Source organism: Bradyrhizobium sp. MI1.7 (assembly GCF_055811795.1).
Genome location: NZ_JBVVPO010000048.1, coordinates 1 through 16349 on the forward strand (window position 1 = coordinate 1; position 16349 = coordinate 16349).

At 64.0% G+C, this 16349-nt stretch carries 13 protein-coding genes and 1 pseudogene; 4 read left to right on the forward strand and 10 right to left on the reverse strand.

What is annotated here, in order from left to right:
* Window positions 1-144: 144 nt before the first annotated feature.
* Together AC0L3X_RS32670 and fliP are read left to right on the forward strand one after the other, a co-directional pair.
* A pseudogene (locus tag AC0L3X_RS32670) lies at window positions 145-534 on the forward strand (flagellar biosynthetic protein FliO); the annotation flags it as partial.
* On the forward strand, window positions 531-1286 hold the full coding sequence (gene fliP / locus AC0L3X_RS32675; RefSeq protein WP_063982286.1) for a flagellar type III secretion system pore protein FliP: 756 nt from the start codon (window positions 531-533) through the stop codon (window positions 1284-1286). The pseudogene AC0L3X_RS32670 and the gene fliP, both read left to right, overlap by 4 nt.
* Window positions 1287-1448: 162 nt before the next feature.
* On the opposite strand, the gene AC0L3X_RS32680 is transcribed toward fliP, so the two are convergent.
* The 5 genes from AC0L3X_RS32680 to AC0L3X_RS32700 form a co-directional block, all read right to left on the reverse strand.
* A complete protein-coding gene (locus tag AC0L3X_RS32680; protein WP_063982285.1) occupies window positions 1449-1685 on the reverse strand; it encodes a hypothetical protein in 237 nt (78 codons plus the stop codon).
* 81 nt (window positions 1686-1766) lie between these two features.
* Entirely contained in the window at window positions 1767-5528 is a 3762-nt protein-coding gene (locus AC0L3X_RS32685; protein ID WP_354131394.1) for a tetratricopeptide repeat protein, read from the reverse strand.
* A gap of 232 nt (window positions 5529-5760) precedes the next feature.
* Window positions 5761-5955: a hypothetical protein gene (locus AC0L3X_RS32690; RefSeq protein ID WP_135214595.1), complete on the reverse strand. Its 195-nt coding sequence runs from the start codon at window positions 5953-5955 to the stop codon at window positions 5761-5763.
* Between the two features lie 36 nt (window positions 5956-5991).
* A complete protein-coding gene (locus tag AC0L3X_RS32695) occupies window positions 5992-6765 on the reverse strand; it encodes a tetratricopeptide repeat protein (protein WP_245328614.1) in 774 nt (257 codons plus the stop codon).
* Window positions 6766-6909: 144 nt separating this feature from the next.
* On the reverse strand, window positions 6910-7602 hold the full coding sequence (locus AC0L3X_RS32700) for a FecR family protein (protein WP_084795356.1): 693 nt from the start codon (window positions 7600-7602) through the stop codon (window positions 6910-6912).
* 371 nt (window positions 7603-7973) lie between these two features.
* Between AC0L3X_RS32700 and AC0L3X_RS32705 the strand changes: the two genes are divergently transcribed.
* The gene (locus AC0L3X_RS32705; protein ID WP_473317125.1) at window positions 7974-11378 is read left to right on the forward strand and encodes a VCBS domain-containing protein; all 3405 of its coding nucleotides are present in this window, start codon (window positions 7974-7976) and stop codon (window positions 11376-11378) included.
* A gap of 22 nt (window positions 11379-11400) precedes the next feature.
* On the opposite strand, the gene AC0L3X_RS32710 is transcribed toward AC0L3X_RS32705, so the two are convergent.
* The 5 genes from AC0L3X_RS32710 to fliL form a co-directional block, all read right to left on the reverse strand.
* Complete coding sequence (locus AC0L3X_RS32710) at window positions 11401-11598, reverse strand: hypothetical protein (protein WP_187388008.1); 198 nt, start codon at window positions 11596-11598, stop codon at window positions 11401-11403.
* A 660-nt stretch (window positions 11599-12258) separates the two neighbouring features.
* The gene (locus tag AC0L3X_RS32715; RefSeq protein ID WP_014494009.1) at window positions 12259-13020 is read right to left on the reverse strand and encodes a MotE family protein; all 762 of its coding nucleotides are present in this window, start codon (window positions 13018-13020) and stop codon (window positions 12259-12261) included.
* Window positions 13021-13029: 9 nt separating this feature from the next.
* On the reverse strand, window positions 13030-13476 hold the full coding sequence (locus AC0L3X_RS32720) for a DUF6468 domain-containing protein (RefSeq protein WP_063982280.1): 447 nt from the start codon (window positions 13474-13476) through the stop codon (window positions 13030-13032).
* Window positions 13473-14675 carry a flagellar motor switch protein FliM gene (gene fliM / locus AC0L3X_RS32725; protein ID WP_063982279.1) on the reverse strand — a complete coding sequence of 401 codons (1203 nt, stop codon included), beginning with the start codon at window positions 14673-14675 and terminating at the stop codon, window positions 13473-13475. The genes AC0L3X_RS32720 and fliM overlap by 4 nt, the downstream gene beginning before the upstream one ends.
* Window positions 14676-14694: 19 nt before the next feature.
* Window positions 14695-15195 (reverse strand): flagellar basal body-associated protein FliL, encoded by a 501-nt coding sequence (gene fliL / locus AC0L3X_RS32730; protein WP_063982278.1) that lies wholly within the window; start codon window positions 15193-15195, stop codon window positions 14695-14697.
* Window positions 15196-15576: 381 nt separating this feature from the next.
* Here fliL and flgF point away from each other — a divergent pair, with 381 nt between their 5' ends.
* Entirely contained in the window at window positions 15577-16338 is a 762-nt protein-coding gene (gene flgF / locus AC0L3X_RS32735; protein ID WP_063982277.1) for a flagellar basal-body rod protein FlgF, read from the forward strand.
* The last annotated feature ends 11 nt before the right edge of the window (window positions 16339-16349 follow it).

The window sequence follows — 16349 nt, forward strand, 5'->3', positions numbered from 1 at the left end:
GCAATCCAGAGTCTTTCCACGGAGGCAGTCTGGATTTGTTAGTAGCGAAAAATCAAAAAATGTTTTGAAATTTTTGACCACCACCAACCAAAAAACGGGGGTTGCGCGCACGCCCCCCCAAAAAACCCCCGCACCGCCCCCCGCCGGAGCCCCCGGCCCCCGGGGCACACCGAGCGGGTCAACGGGCCCCCGGTGCGCGCCGCGCGCGCGGCCGCGCCACCGCCTCCCCCGCCCGTGCCGCAGGCTCCGCCCGTTCCGCCGCCGGCCCCCGCTCCTGCCGCGCCCTCGAACGCCGAGCAGAATCTCGCCGAGATGGCGCAGCGTCTCGAAGCCGCACTGCGCCGCCCCGCCGGCGAGACGGTCGCGCCTCCGGTTGCGCCCGAGCCGCCCGCGCCGCCGCCGCCCCGCGCCGCGCGCAGCGAGCCGCCGGCACCCCCGGCTCCGCCCGCAAAGCCGGCCGCGGAGAAGACCAGCTTTGAAAATCTCGAAGACGAGATGGCCTCGCTGCTCGGCCGTCCGAAGCCGTCTTCGTGAGGCTGCCGGCCCTCCCGCGTAGAGTTGTTTTTCTTTCTGTCCTGATCGCCGCGGCTTCGCTCGCGATGCCTGCGCATGCGCAGGACATCAGCATCAATCTCGGCGGTCAGGGGGGCGGCGTCACCGAGCGCGCGATCCAGCTCATCGCGCTGCTCACGGTGCTGTCGATCGCGCCGTCGATCCTGATCATGATGACGTCATTCACGCGCATCGTGGTCGTCTTGTCGCTGCTGCGCACCGCGATGGGCACGGCGACCGCGCCGCCGAACTCGGTGATCATCGCGCTCGCGATGTTCCTCACCTTCTTCGTGATGGGACCTGTCCTGCAGAAGTCCTACGACGAGGGCATCCGCCCGCTCGTCGCCAACCAGCTTGGCGTCGAGGACGCACTCCAGCGCGCTTCCGTCCCCTTGCGCGGCTTCATGCAGAAGAACGTGCGCGAGAAGGACCTCAAGCTGTTCCTGGATCTCTCCGGCGAGCCGCCGCCGGCCACGCCGGACGACCTCGCCCTGCGCATCCTCGTCCCCGCCTTCATGATCTCCGAGTTGAAGCGCGCCTTCGAGATCGGCTTCCTGCTGTTTCTCCCCTTCCTGATCATCGACCTCGTCGTCGCCTCCGTGCTGATGTCGATGGGCATGATGATGCTGCCGCCCGCAACGATCTCGCTGCCGTTCAAGCTGATCTTCTTCGTGCTGGTCGATGGCTGGTCGCTGGTGGCGGGAAGCCTGGTGCAGAGTTACGGGGGCGGATAGCTGCGGCTCCATCCGCCGTCATGCCCCGGCTTGACCGGGGCATCCAGTACGCCGCGGCCTTTCGATTTCATCACTGCGGTCTCTGGAATACTAGATCGCCCGATCAAGTCGGGCGATGACACCGAGAACGTGGCGTACAGTGAGACGGCGTCGACAGCGCCCCTACCCCTTCACGTCATACTGCTTGCTGAGGTGATCGCCGATCTGCACCAGCATGGCGACGCTTTCGGGGAAGCCCGGCTTATCCGTCGCGGCCTGGTCGGCATCGGCGCGGAATTCCCAGCTATCGCCGTCGCGGACGATCAAGATGACGAGGTCATCCGGACCATCGGCATGGACCTTCAATTCGGCCCGCGCCATGGCGATGAGTTCGGCTTCGGTCTTGGCAGGCTTGCTCATATCGACGCTCTCCCGGCATGAAGACGCGCAGGTTGCCGCTTCAACGGGCACCTGTCGAGAGGCCTCGTAGTAGCAGGGTTCCTACCGCGTCATCTTGATCTGCCGCACGACGGGGATCGTGGGCAGCGAGCCGGTGTGGTCGGCCTCGTCCTTGGCTTGCGGCGAGGCCGGCGCGCGGGCGGTTGCGTCGGGGAAGCGCTGCTTCATCTCGCGCAGGAAGCCGTCGAGCGTGTCGACGCTGGCAGCGAGCTTGGCGATCTCGGCGAATTCGGCGCTGGAGGACGCTGCCGGCTTGCTCGCGATGTCGAAGGCGACCCGGTCCGCACTCTCGCTCATCAGCGGCGCATATTTCTCGCGGAAGCGCGACAGGCCGATCGAATCGTCGGCGAGCGCATAGCCGACGGCGGCGCGGATGATGTCGCTCTTCTCCACCGCGTTGAGTGGCTTGAAGTCGCGGAAGCGGTCGCCGTAATAGAGCTCGATCTGCTCGGCGGATTCGCGCCAGCGCCGCGCCGCCCAGAAGATGTCGGAGCGCAGGCGGAGCACCTCGCGTCCGGAAACGTTGGAGACGATGTCGAGCGCGAGATCGTGGCGGCCGACGTCGCTCTGCGCGCGCGCCTCCAGCAGCAGCCGCTGCTGCCGCAGCTCACCGGAGAGATCGCTGATGCGGCTCGCGCGCAGCGCCGAGATCGCCATGTCGGGCTTGCGGTTGGCGAGGTAGATCATGGACAGGCGCGCGGCGACCTGGGCGCGGGCTGCGCCTTCGAGGCGATGGTCGACCTGGTACTGCAACAGTTCGGCGGCCTGGTCGAGCAGGTCAATCGAGGCGAGACGGTCGGCGAGGCGGCGGATCAGTTCGTCGCCGCGGCGGCCGATCGGCGTCAGTTCGCGGAACTCGTAGAACATCCCGAGCGCCTCGACCGGCGGCAGCTCGTCGCCCTTGGGCCCCAGGAAGATCTGCGTGAACAGGTCGGAGGCGAGGTCCTGCGCCTGACGCGAGGCCTCGGCGTTCGGCTGGAGCCTTGTCGCGGTGCGCGCCGCCCTGAGCGCGTCCCGGTAGCGCCCGTTCTCGGCATATATCTGCGACAGCATCTGGAGCGTCTTGACCTCGATCGAGTCGCCCCGCCAGGTCATCGACAGCGTCTCGAGCTCACGCAGCGCGTCTTCCTTGCTGATCTCGTCGCGCTTCTGCCGCAGCGCCACTTCGAGCTGCTTGGCCTCGGCCGCCGCCTGACGATCGTTCGAGGCGACCGCGAATTTGTAGTCGTCGAGCGCATCCCTGTCGTGCCCGAGCGCCTCGGCGAGCCGGCCGCGCAGCACGGCGAAGCCGGGCGCCGCCTCTGGCGATATGCCGACCACCTCGATCTCGCTGCGGCGCTTGGAGGCGCCGGCATAATCCTTCACCTCGAGCGAGGCGCGCATCGCCTCCATCGTCACGATGCGCTGGATGTCGATCGGCAGCGAGGCGATGGCGAATTCGACGTTCTTGAACTTCTCGCGCGCATCCGCCCACTTGCCCTGGCGCGCATAGGCGAGCGCCTTCCAGAGTTGGGAATCGTGGCTGTTGCCGATCACGGGATTGGCGAGGTCCTTCAAGCCCTGCGCCGGCCGGCCGATCAAGATGTTCGCGATCGCATGCATGATCAGCGCGCCGCTCTCCTCCTTGTTGAGGGGATCGGCCAGCATCAGGTCGGTCACCGACTTGGCTTCGTGGTACATGGCGCGCGACATGTAGAACTGCGCGAGATCGAGCCGCGGCAGCGAGCGCTGCGCCGGTTCGACGGCCGCGATCGCCGTGATCAGACTGCCCTGGCGCGTCCAGAAATCCTCCGACTGGCCCTTGCGCCAGCCTTCCGGACTGAAGACCGGCCGCACCGCGGTCGGCGCGCGCTCGGCGGAGATATCGACCGGCGACAGCGTCAGTCCGCCCTTCTTGCCGAGAATGACCTTGTCGGATCCGACCTCGACGCCGACCTCGTCGGAGTTCGGCCGGATCGCGATGCCGTGCGCGGATTCCAGCAGCGAGAGATCGACGAGATCCTGCCGCTTGATGAAGCCGCGCACCGGCCGCTGCCCGGTGACGACATAGAGCGTGTCGCCGGCGTCGGGATCGGTCAGCTTGTGCAACAGGCCCGGATTGGCGAAGGGGATCGCGATATTGGCGAGTGCGGGGTCGGTGATGTTGCGCGACATCATCAGCGGCAGCGGCGTCGCCTGGATCTTGTCGGCGAGCGTCAGGAGCCAATTGGTCTCCTTGCCGACCTCCTCGCTCGTCAGCGAGTAGACCAGCGGCCGGGTGAGACGGATGCGGACCGCCTGCCCCTTGTCGAGCGGCATGCGGCTGACCTCGCCGATCATCGCACCGCCCCGACTGCGGATCGCCTCGACGTCGATCGGCTTCGGCGTATCGAACACCAGCCACACCGTATCACCGCGGCGGAACGCCGCCGCAGGCGTTGCCACCTGAAGCGGGAAGATCACGCGCAAGCCATCGCTGTCGCGGCGCACATCGACGCTGGCCACGGTGGGCTGCGGCGCAGCCGGCGCCTCGGCAGGTGCGACCTTGACGCTGTCCTTGACCGGCTCTTTCGCAGCCTCCTTCACGACCTCCTTGGGCGCTTCGGACACCGCGGGCTTGACGGGCGCGACCACAGCTTCCGTTGCCGACGCCGCAGGCTTCGACACGTCCTTGTGCGGTTCCGCGGCATGCGGTGCTTCGGCCGCTGGAGCCGGCGCAGGCTTCGGTGCTTCGGCCGGCGGCATCGCCGCCGGAGCTTCCGGCTTCACCTCGGGCTTGGCTTCGATCTTGGCTTCGATCCTGGCTTCGCGCGCGATCGTCTCGGACGTCGGCGGCGCGATCTCGCGATGGACCTCCTTCGGCTTCTCCGCCGCCGGCTTTTCCGCCGCCGGCTTTTCCGGAGCCGGTCCATGGCCTTGGGCCATAGGCTTCGCCTGCGCGATCACCGCCTCAGCCGTCGCGGCGGTCTTGCCCTTGTCGGGTTGGAAGGAGATGTCGACGACGTAATTCTTCTCGTCGCGGAAGGAGTGCACGTCCGAATCGCCGATCAGCGCGATCTCGACACTGGTCTGGTCGATGTCGGACTTCTGCTTGATCGAGGCGACGTTCGGGGGCGCGGCGACGACCGCGTCCGCCAGATCGAAATTGAGGCCGGCATTGAACGCGAGCGTCAGCTTCTGCTCGTTGAGCACGGAGGACACGCCGACGCCGTCGGGCATCTCGAACACGAAGCGCACGAAAGTCGGCTGCACCGAGGCGCGCACGCGGATCTGCGGACGCTTCTTGGTCTCGGCTGCGGCGCGCTGGGCGCGCAAGGCACGTTCGGCGACACGCGCACGCTCGGCCAGTTCCCTGACCACGTCCATGGGCAGGCTTGGCGGCGGCCCCTTCCAGCCCTCCGGCAAGAGATCGATGAAGGTGCGCTCGCCGGCATTCATGGTGTTGACGGTGACGCGCCGCGCCAGCGACAGGCGGATGGCGCTGCCGTCGGGATCGCGGCGGGCAGAATTGACGTAGTCGGGCGCACCTTCCGGAACGCGATCGACGGGAACGTCGACCGCCCGGTCGAAGCGAATGATGAGAATGGAGCCGGCCGTCGTCACCTCGGAGGGAACGTCCTCGCCGAGCTTGATCACCAGACGGGCAAAGCCGCCACCGGCCGAGAAAGTCGCCTCGCCCCGGACCAAATCGGCGGCGCGGGCGGGCGCACCAAGGCCGATAAGCAGGCAGGCCGCCAGCACGGGCGCCTTGCGGACATGGCGCGACAACCCCCGCGCCAAAGCGCGGGCTCGCGACATAAATCCAGCGGCAGCCTTCTGCGCCATTGGCGGCGTTTCTTCCAATTCGGCGGTCCATGCCGGCACTGGCGCCGGCCCGTGCCGTCGACTGTAGGTTTTGCCAATTAAGGACTTGTTAATGCTGTAATGACGAATTCACCCGGCACAGTGCGTCGCGACGCCTGCTTGCGGGCTCGGGCGTTCGTGCTTCGAAATCTGGGGAGCAAGTGGTTAAGGAGGTGTTAACACCCCCTTCGTCCGCACCCGTCAGGAATGCCAATCAAACCCCGCGATTGGCCGGCAAGGCATTCAACTTGCCTCGCGCTTCGCGAATTGACTGCAAGGTCAATCGCTTTTCCGAGATTCGGCTCTCGATGTACTCACGCTCGAGATCGGTCAACTGTGTGTTCAACAACCGCTGATAGCGGCGAATGCTATCGTCGTGAGCTTGAATGAGCGCGAACCTTGCATCCATATTCACCTCCGATTCGTTCCGCCTCACCGAGCCAACTCAGTCGTAATCGACGCCATAACGCGCGAACTCGTCGCCGATGTTCTTCTGAATTGTCCTTGCAGTCGAAATGTCAGATTTTCCGCCGATCGCATCGCCTTGCTTCAGCTTGGCAAGCCCGCGACCAAAAAGCGCGCTCGCCAATTCGGGGGCGACTCGCAAGGCAGCATTGTAGTCATCGATCGCCGCACCGAACTCACCCATCTTCAGGTGGATCAGCCCACGCGAGTCGTACACGGCAGCGCTGGTCGATCCCGATTGAAGCGCTCTGTCGCAATCCTCCAGCGCTTCTCGCGAGGCGCTGAGAACCGCGCGGGTCCAACATCGTCCGCTCCATGCCGCCCGCGAGGCGGGCTGGAGACGGATTGCCTCGTCGTAATCATGCGCCGCGCGCTGGTGGTCGTTTTTCTTCAGATAGGCTCCGGCGCGGTTGACGAAGGCAGCGCCATAGCCGGGATCGAGCTTGATCGCATCATCAAAGGCTTCGATCGCGAGCTCATATTCACGTCTCCTCAAGTGAGCCACGCCGCGGTTGTTGAAGGCCTTTGCGTATGTCGGATTGAGTGCGATCGACTGATCGAAGTCGCTGATGGCGCTGTCGTAGTCGCCCTTTGCCGTGTAGGCGTTGCCGCGATTGTTATACGCGATTGCCAGAGCTGCCGACGAATCTGGACGCGCCTGTATGAAAGTCGTGCAGGCGCCGATCCGGGCATCGAGCGAGGTGGTACCCGTCCCGTTGCACAGTTCGATATTGCTGAGATAGCTGTCCTTCACCCCGGAGTTCTGGGCCGCGACCGGCAAGCCGACCCACATCAGGACGACAAGCGCCAGTCCGCCTTCGGCAACGGAGGATCCTGGTTTCATGTCAGGCTCCCGATCTTCTGAGATCTGGCGATTGCACCGGCTCGGACCAATTCTCTAGCAGCCGCGACAGATGTTCAGATTGAGCCTTTGCTCGGCCCTTTGCTCGGGTTGGCGTGGCCCCGCTGCGCCGGGCTTCTTCGTATATTTGGTCTTGCCCTCTTCGATCAGAGTGGAAAACCTGGTGGTTCCGTCGTCCGAGATTTCGACGTGAGGTGTAGTGCCTCGAATGCCCATCGTCGCGACCGGCGTTTCGATCTTCATGTCACCGGTCTTCGCAACCTGGCCGGCAACAAAAACGAACGTACCCTTGGTCAGGTTGAAGGCTGTCGAATTGGACTTTCCACCCGGCTCGTAGACGTATTCGTCCAATGTCATGCGGGCGTTGCTCGACAAGTTGAACGAAGTTCCATCGACGAAATTGATGCCGACCCGACTGTCGGCACCGGTTCGAACCACATCGCCCAAATAGACGGGATCACCGACTTTCGTCTGGATGGATTCGGCCCCGACGTTTGCCTGGACAATGGCGGCGCCCGCATGCTCGATGATGACCGAGCCATCGGCTGTCACAACTTTCCCGATTGGCTTTGACGACGAGTCCAGCACGGCGCGCCGCGGAGAATCGTCCTGCGCCTGAACCGGGCGGGGTGACGAAGCGGCCAGCGCAAGCACGAGACCTGCCACGAGAACAATCGCTGCACGAGCGCCCATGGCTTCCTCCTTTTCGAAGATATGATCCTCGAGCATCCGAACGGCTCCGACAGCGCTGGCGAAAGCCATCGGGGATAATGGCAGACCAGCAACAGCAAACCACGACAGCCAAAATGGTTATTCCGGGGTAATCCGAATGGCTGATCGCCGTGTCCAAAAGAGTCACTATCCGCGCCAGGCAATTTCAAACAGCTTTTAGCGCTGAAAGCGGTACCGTCGGGCGAAACGTCAGCAATTCTGCCGTGATCAGCCTGGGCGGAATTCTCAGAAACGACAACTTTTTAGCGGGCATAGCTGAGGTTGCCGGCACAAAATTGTTCCCGATCGCGTGACGCGGCAAGCCGGCCAAGACGCGGCGGCATAGGGCGACGCCTGAGGCCGACCGCTAGGGCAATCGAGGTTGAAAAATGGCCGTCACGTCCACTGCAGAGCACGGGGGCGAGCGCGAAGCCGCTGCGGGCCTGCATCGCCGCGTGAAGACGGCGAAGAGCAATCCTCCTGATGTACCCGCTATTCAATCTCATGAGCGAGCCTCTGCCGGCCGTTTCGGGATGCTGTCGCTCACGGCATTGCTCTTCTCGATGATCAAAGAGGTCAGGGCCGCAGACCCGAACGCAACGTTCCTGGACGACGATACGATTACATACAAGGACTTTGCACACGGCACGTTCGAGCTCACGACCAAGGAATCAATCCCGCGGCACATCATCGTCGAGGACCCCGGACAAACGGTCGTGCTGAGCAAGGTCGGCTCCGGGCTTACCGTGAATCAGCTCGACAACAGCGCGACCCGCATGGAGGAGCTGCGGGTGGCCCAGCAGGAGGCGCTCGAAAATTTCTCGAAGGGATTTGGCAAGAACGGGTCCGGCACGCCTCCGTTCGTCGAATCTCTGCCGCTGGAGCCGATCAATTTCATAGCGCCCGCGGCGCCAAGCGCACTGCTGCCGTTGCAGCCGATCATCGTCACGGTGCCCGACATCATCACGCCCGTGCGGACGCCGCCGATCTTGAATGTGCAGGCGGGCCCGCTTGAACTCGACACGGTCGCGTTCGACGTCTTCGCCGCAACGAGGGGAACCTTCAGCGCCAGCAGCTCCAGCGCCGCGCTGACTTTCGGCATCAGCGGAGGCGCTACGGGCGCTACCGCGCTGCAGGGAGCGATCTACGACGTATCGAAGACCAGCTCTTATGGCACGCTTTATCTGAACAGCTCGACTGGCGCCTATGCCTTCGTTCCCAACAGTGGCGCGATCAACGCGCTGAAGACGCCGACCACCGATAGCTTTGTGATCACCGTGTCCGACGGGTCGCTTTCGGCTCAACAGGCCTTCACGATCAACATCAACGGGGCCGACGACGCGGCGATCATCTCCGGCACGACGACCGGCTCGTCAGTCGAATCCGGCGGCGTCGCCAATGCCGCATCCGGCCCACCTGGCCCACCTGTCACAACCGGCAAGCTTTCGGATATCGACGTCGACGACCCCGCCAACACTTTCACGGCCGTCAATTCCCCGACGAAGAGTGCACACGGCTACGGCACTTTCACCATGACCGCCGACGGCGTCTGGAGCTACACGCTCGATCAATCCAACAGCGCAGTGCAGGCTCTGAACGTCGGCAAGACGCTGACAGACACCTTCACGGTGACCAGCATCGGCGGCACCCCGCAGTTGATTACCATCACGATCAACGGCGCCAACGATGCTGCCATCATTTCCGGGACGACGACCGGCACCGTGACGGAAGCCGCATGTTGGAAGCCCGGGACTCCGATCGCGACCGGCAAGCTTGCAGATACGGATGTCGACAATACTCCCGAAAGCTTCACGCCGGTGACCTCGCCAAGGGCGAGCGACCATGGCTACGGCTGCTTCCGGATGACGGCTGACGGCGTCTGGACCTACACGCTCGATGACACCAATTGCGCCGTCCAGGCGCTGAACGCCTACGACACCCTGACCGACACCTTCACCGTGACCACCGTCGACGGCACCGCGCAGGTGGTGACGATCACCATCCACGGCACGAACGATCCGGCCATCATCCACGGCTGCATCACTGGCTCGGTGACCGAGCCCGATTGCAGGGAACACGGCAAGCCGACGGCGAGCGGCAGACTGACTGACACCGACGTCGACAACACGCCGAACACATTCACGCCGGTCACTTGTGCGACCCGGAGCGCGGGCGGCTACGGCGCTTTCACGATGACCGCCGCCGGTGTGTGGACCTACACGCTCGACACCACCAACTGTGCCGTGCAGGCGCTTCCTTCCTGCGAGACTTTGACCGACACCTTCACGGTCACGACCATCGATGGGACGGAACAGACCATAGCCATCACAATCCACGGCGCCGACGATCGCGACCATTTCGGCCACGCGGCAGCTCTCAATGCCGCCGATCCGCCCCACGCCACCGCGCCCCCCGAAAACAATGCGGCTGCGAGAGCCTTTGCCGCCGGTCCGACGGTGGCTGCGAGCACCCATGACGCGAACACGGATGGCATCGGCGCCTCCGGCGAAAGTCCCGATCATGGCAAGATCGGCACAAACGGCGGTCGCGACACCTCTCACGACGGGCACGAACAGACCCTTCTTGCCGGCGGCTCCAGAGACGATCATTTCGTCTTTGCCTCGACGTCGAATTCCAGTGCAGCGCGCCCTGATATCATCTCTGGTTTCAAGGCAGACTCTGAGCGGGGCGACCTGATAGCTCTCGGCGCGCTCACCCTCTCCGTTCTGGCACTCGACCCCTCCAGCACGACGGTGCCCGCACATACGATCGCCTGGCTCTACGACAGCTCGGCGAACCAGACCATCGTGTACGTCAATCCGACGGATCAAAGCCTGAGCATCGGCGATTCCAGTGTGGTGGAAATCCATCTCGATGGCTTCTCCACCGTCCAGACGTCGGATTTCATGCTCGCTCTGGAAACGTCGGGTCATGCGATGGCAGCCGCGCCGGCCAATCTGGAACCGGGCGCGGACAACGACGCGACCGGTAGCCCGACGACGGCGGCCAGCCTCTCATCGGGCGAAATCGTCCATGAGCGAGCCGCCCTGATCGACGGAGACGGGCCCGGGCAAGCTGCGAAGGCGAGCGGGTGCACATTCGATGCCGATTGCGAACGGGTTGTCCGGGTCGGGCACACCCAGTTCGTTCAGCCCGACGATACGAACACGCGATCGGACGCCCCCACCGGCGGGAACGCGGCCTCCGCGGTGAGCCACGTGCAGCCCGTCCACCAGCTGCATTCCACGGCAGTCGCGGAGAATAGGTTCGTATTCGACAAGCTGACACCGTTCGGCAACGGCAAGGAGATCGCGCCCGCTCCAGAGAGCGTGGCCACCAAGGACAGCGGCCCGGTCACACCGTCCACGGTCGACCCGAGCATCGAGTCCGGCCCAGACTCCATCGAGACGTCACACCACGAAAATCACTTGCGCGAGCATCATCATGGGGACCCGATAGCCGAGAACGGCCTTCCTCGAGTTGCTTCGGTTCACCTCGGGGACTCATTTCATTTCAAGCAGCACGGCTCTGACGGTTCGGGTGACATTGCGCCCGCGCCCTGGCACGCGGCGGTCGAACCCTACGCCATCAAGGATGGCGCTTTGCATGGCCACCATTCAGAGCTCAGCGCAGGATGGGACGATCCTTCGGACCCGTCCGGTCATCACGAACATGCTGGCGTCGTCCACGGATTCAGGGCGGCGTCGATGCCTGAGCCGTCCCCGCCGCATATTGATCCGGCTCACGGCGCAGGCTCAGCTCACGCCCACGTGCCCCACGATCTGATCGTGTGATGTCCGCAGGGCAACTGGATCTTCAGTGTTGTATTCCGGTGCCATCCGATGCGGCGGAGCTGTCCCGCTCGGGACAAACATCGTCAGTGTCGCCATCTTCTTCTTGCGGCGGCAATGCATGCTGATGGTCAAGCGCGGATGTCCAGGCCAACGTCATCGCCGCGATGAGCAGCCGATTGACGGCTTCGATTGCGCGTTCTGCTACGGACGAGTAATTCATGGCTTCCGCCCGCGCGGCTGATTGCCGATGGCGGGAGCCTAGGACGAACTCTCCAGCACCACTGTACTCCAGTTCACAGTTGCACGCGTCAACTCATCGCAGCCTCAGAAGATGCCGCTTGCTTCAGCTGCATCTGCAACGCGAGCCGACGAGCTTCGTGCGGCAAAGACATCTAGCTCGCAATCACCCCACTCCCCGGCGCGTTTGATCTGCGTACTTGGTTGCCGAGTAGGCTCGCACAACCTCAGAGGTGTTGCGGTCCATCAACGACTCTGAATCAAATGTGATCATTGCGATGCGAATGCGATTGGTCAACTTTTTTGGGGGAGCAATCAATGAGCGGAGAAGCCAACTGCATTGTATGTAGCCAGGCAAGAGCGGTCGTAGCCGTCTTTCCAATCGCGCGGGGCTATGCACTAAAGGTATACGAGTGTTCCTGCTGCCACAGCACCCTTCATCTCGTGACTCGCACGACGAAGGCTGCGCTGATCAGGCAGCACTGCGAGACCCTCCTTCCCGTCGAGAAGCCGCTGAGCGCGACGGGTCCCAGGGTTCAACAGCGGTTCGCGAACTAGACACGCAAGGCGTCTAGCCGCGTACAGGCCGAACGACCGCGCGATTGCGCGCAGGCTGCCGCAGCGCGCCGCGCCTTCGGAGCCTTCAATTCGGCTTTTGCGTCGGCTTGCCGTCGATCTTGGGGAGGTCGCCGGCCGCGGCCGATTGATCGCCGCCGCCATTGGCCCGGCGGGCCATCTCGACCGTCAGCCGCTCGGCGGCCTCCGGCGACATCACTCCCATGATGTCCGACATCTTTCGCGGCGCGATCTGCGAGGCGATCTCGATCAGCACGCCCATCTCGAGCCGGTCGAACACCCGCGCGGCATCCTTGGGCTTCATGCCCTCATACATGGTCACGAGGCCCTTCATGCGCTGGGCTTCAGCGGCCTTCTGCTCGGCCTGGGTCGCGGAGATGCGGGATTCCACCGCCTTCATCTCCTCGACCTTGTTTTCGATGCGCTTCTCGGCCGACTTCAGCAGGCTCTCGCGGATGTCGATCTCGCGCTGGCGGGACTCGATCTCCTGGCGGCGTGCCTGCAAGCGCTCCAGGATCGCGCGCTCGGAGGCCGAGACCTGCGGCTGGGCCTCGTCCATCTTGACCACGGTGCCCTCGGGTTTGGTCTCGGGCGCGGCGGGCTTTGGCGCCTCCTTCGGCGCGCCGTGGGTAGATCCCGTGATATCGGGGTCTTCCCGCCCCGTCGGAAAGTTCAGATTCTCCTGCGCCCAGGATTTCTTGATCTGGCTCGGCTGGTAGTCGAAGACATAGCCGCCATTGATCACGAGGCCCACGACCTTGAGCGTGGCGAGCCCTGCGACGGCGACCAGGACGACTGGAATGACGCGGATGTTACGAAAGGATTTCATACCCTGACTTTATGCCGCAAGGCCGTTGGATCGTCGGCGCTCGGAGAAGGCTTCGGCCGCAGCCGCCACCGCCTTCGCCGATGAGGGCTTGGCCGCGGGCACCGCGGCCGCTTCCGGGCTCGCCGCAGGGCGCGCGGCGATCGCGATCTTGGACAGGCGCCGCACCACGTTGTCGGCTTCGCCGAGCTGCTTGTAGAGCTGGTCCGACATCTGCGTCGCCGCCGCCAGCTGGCTGCCGAGGTTCTCGTTGACGTCGCGTACCGCGAGCTTCAGCCCGCCGATCGCGCGCTCGGCGATCTCGGTGGCAGTGATCAGCTCGCCGATGACCGCCTTCAGCGAATGCTCGTCCGCCTTCAGCCGCGTCAGCCGCTTGTTGAGCATGACACAGTAGACGATGGTCAGCATCAGCAGGATAGCCACCAGCGTCTCGATCGCCATTCCCAGGGAGTGGTTCATGGGGCCTCCATCATCTTGTTCTGCTCGTCCACCTTCTCGAACATCGCAAGTGTCGTACTTGGCTTGCGCAGGGGTTTCGTCACCCGTATCGCGACGCGGTCGCCGACCCGGCCCATCCGCCCCTCGGTCAGAGTGACGTCGCCGCAACGCACGGTCACGTTGGCATCCGCGCGCATGTCGAGCGGCAGGGTGTCGCCGACCTTGAGCCGCATCAGCTGCTTGAGCGGGATTTCGGCCTCGTAGAGCACGGCATCGACCGCGATCTCGGCCTGGTTGATCTCGGTGGCGAAATGGCCCTCCCAGATCGTGTCGCGGCCGAATTTTTCGCCCATGAACATCTGGAGCAGGACGCCCCGGATCGGCTCGATGGTCGCGTAAGGCAGCAGCAGCTCGATGTTGCCGCCGCGATCTTCCATGTCGATGCGCAGGCGCACCAGGATCGCGGCGTTGGCGGGACGGCTGATCGCGGCGAAACGCGGATTGGTCTCGAGCCGGTCGATCGTGAAGGTGACCGGCGACAGCGGCCGGAACGCCTGCTCGGCGTCGACCAGTACCACCTCGACCAGCCGCTTGACCAGCTCGGTCTCGATCGTGGTGTAGGGCCGGCCCTCGATGCGGAGCTGGCTGGCGCCGCGGCGACCGCCGAGCAGCACGTCGATCATCGAATAGATCAGGCTGGAATCGACCACCGCCATGCCGAAGTTTTCCCACTCCTCGGCCTTGAACACCGAGAGAACGGCCGGCAGCGGGATCGAGTTCATGTAGTCGCCGAAGCGCACCGAGGTGATGCGGTCGAGCGAGACCTCGACGTTGTCGGAGGTGAAATTGCGCAAGGAGGTCGTCAGCAACCGCACCAGGCGGTCGAAGACGATTTCGAGCATCGGCAGACGCTCGTAGGAGACCATCGCTGAATCGATGATCGCGCGAATGCCGGAATGGTCGTCGAGCGTGACGTCGCCGACCGCGAAGCCGAGAAGATTGTCGATCTCCTCCTGCGACAGCACCCGCTCGCCGGAATTCTTGCCGGCGCCGAGATCGCGGCTGCCGTCCTCGACCATGGCCGCCCATTGCAGGGCCATGGTCTCGGATAGTTCGTTTGCGGCAGCAGCCTTCGCGGCCTCCGCGGGATCCTCGGAATCAAGCGAGGCCTCCCATTGGGCGGCAATTGCATCCTGGTCTGGTTGGTCGGTGCCTGCCATGATCCCTAGCCCGTCATGCTCACTGGATCACGACTTCCTTGAACAGCACCGCGCTGACCTGGATCGGGGAAACCGCCGCATTGACGCGCTTGGTCAGCTCTTCCTTGAGGCGGAAGACGCCGGCGGAGCCGTTGAGGTCGGAGGAGCGCAGCTCGCGCACATAGGTCTGGAAGATGTCGGTGATGCGCGGCATCGTCGGCTTGATCGCCTCGATCTGCTTCTCTTCCTTGAGCTCCAGCACGATCTTGAGCTTGAGATATTGCACGCGCTCACCGGGCGCGCCGGCGAGGTTGACCATGATGTCGGGCACGTCGACGAAGGCCGGCGGCTTCGGCGGCGGCGCCGCCTCGGCGTGATGCTCGTCGTCGCCATGACGGAAGAAGAAGAACCAGGTCGCGGCACCGCCACCGAGGACGGCGAGCAGACCGACGGCCATGATGATGAGCTTGAGCTTGTTCTTCGGCGGAGCGGCTTCCGCGCCTTCGACGGCTGCGCCGCCTTCCGCTTCATTGTCTGCCATGGTCGATAGGCTCGCTCATCTCATAAGGGATCGAAAGAGCGAAGCCTCCTGGCAGACAGTGACGCGATACAAATGCCCCAGCGCAGTGCGCTCCTCTTACACGCAAACGCTACGGTAATAATGGTTAACGGAATCTTTCGATTGGGCCTCCACTAGGAAAAATCTGCCGGGCAAACATGGCTAACAGAACCTTTCTGCCGCCTCCCCGCGCCCCTCAAAAATCGACAAGACATTGAAATTACGACATTTTTCGAGTTGGCACGGCTTTCGCTGAGAGAGGACCGAGGCCGGAGGGTTTGGGAGAACCTGGCGGTCTCGTTCACGGGTCGGCCAAGGCGCTTGGGAGAGCGAGGTGGCAGGCTCACTCAGGGGAGATTTCCGATGCAGAACGCGCTTCTGATCGGCTTGTCACGGCAGATGACGTTGGAACGGCAGATGGATGTCATCGCCAACAACGTCGCCAATGCCAACACCAACGGCTTCAAGGCCGACCATTCGCTGTTCGAGGAGTTTCTCAACTCGAACGCGCGTGAGGACAATTTCATCGCGTCCGACCGCCGGGTCTCCTATGTGCAGGACCGCGGCACCTTCCGCGACGTCGGCCAGGGGCCGATGGAGCCGACCAACAACCCGCTCGACATGGCGATCGACGGCAACGCGTTCTTCGCGGTGCAGGCCAATGGTGGCGAACGCTACACCCGCGACGGCAAATTCTCGCTCAACAGCACCGGCCAGCTCGTCACCTCCGATGGCAACCTCGTGCTCGGCACCGGCGGCCCGATCACCTTCCAGCCCACCGACCACGACATCAATGTCGCGCCCGACGGCACCGTCACGGTGCTCGAGGGCACCGCCAAGACCGACTCGATCCGCGGCAAGATCCGCATGGCTGCGTTCGACGATGCGGCGAAGCTGACCAAGCTCGGCGCCAACCTCTACGACGTCGGCTCCGCGACCCCGCAGGCCATCACCAAGTCGACCGTGCGCCAGGGCTACATCGAGAAGTCCAACGTGAACTCGGTCGGCGAGATGAGCCGCATGGTCGAGGTCATGCGCAGCTACACCGCCATCGCCAACCTGCTCCAGCAGCAGAGCGACCTCCACAAATCGGCGATCGAGAAGCTCGCCGACGTTCCGGCCTGATTAGGGGATCA

Coding starts and splice junctions, on each gene's coding strand:
- AC0L3X_RS32680 (WP_063982285.1), bottom strand. CDS start 1,685: ATGAGCAAGCCTGCCAAGACCGAAGCCGAACTCATCGCCATGGCGCGG.
- AC0L3X_RS32685 (WP_354131394.1), bottom strand. CDS start 5,528: ATGGCGCAGAAGGCTGCCGCTGGATTTATGTCGCGAGCCCGCGCTTTG.
- AC0L3X_RS32690 (WP_135214595.1), bottom strand. CDS start 5,955: ATGGATGCAAGGTTCGCGCTCATTCAAGCTCACGACGATAGCATTCGC.
- AC0L3X_RS32700 (WP_084795356.1), bottom strand. CDS start 7,602: ATGCTCGAGGATCATATCTTCGAAAAGGAGGAAGCCATGGGCGCTCGT.
- AC0L3X_RS32705 (WP_473317125.1), top strand. CDS start 7,974: ATGGCCGTCACGTCCACTGCAGAGCACGGGGGCGAGCGCGAAGCCGCT.
- AC0L3X_RS32710 (WP_187388008.1), bottom strand. CDS start 11,598: ATGAATTACTCGTCCGTAGCAGAACGCGCAATCGAAGCCGTCAATCGG.
- AC0L3X_RS32715 (WP_014494009.1), bottom strand. CDS start 13,020: ATGAAATCCTTTCGTAACATCCGCGTCATTCCAGTCGTCCTGGTCGCC.
- AC0L3X_RS32720 (WP_063982280.1), bottom strand. CDS start 13,476: ATGAACCACTCCCTGGGAATGGCGATCGAGACGCTGGTGGCTATCCTG.
- fliM (WP_063982279.1), bottom strand. CDS start 14,675: ATGGCAGGCACCGACCAACCAGACCAGGATGCAATTGCCGCCCAATGG.
- fliL (WP_063982278.1), bottom strand. CDS start 15,195: ATGGCAGACAATGAAGCGGAAGGCGGCGCAGCCGTCGAAGGCGCGGAA.
- flgF (WP_063982277.1), top strand. CDS start 15,577: ATGCAGAACGCGCTTCTGATCGGCTTGTCACGGCAGATGACGTTGGAA.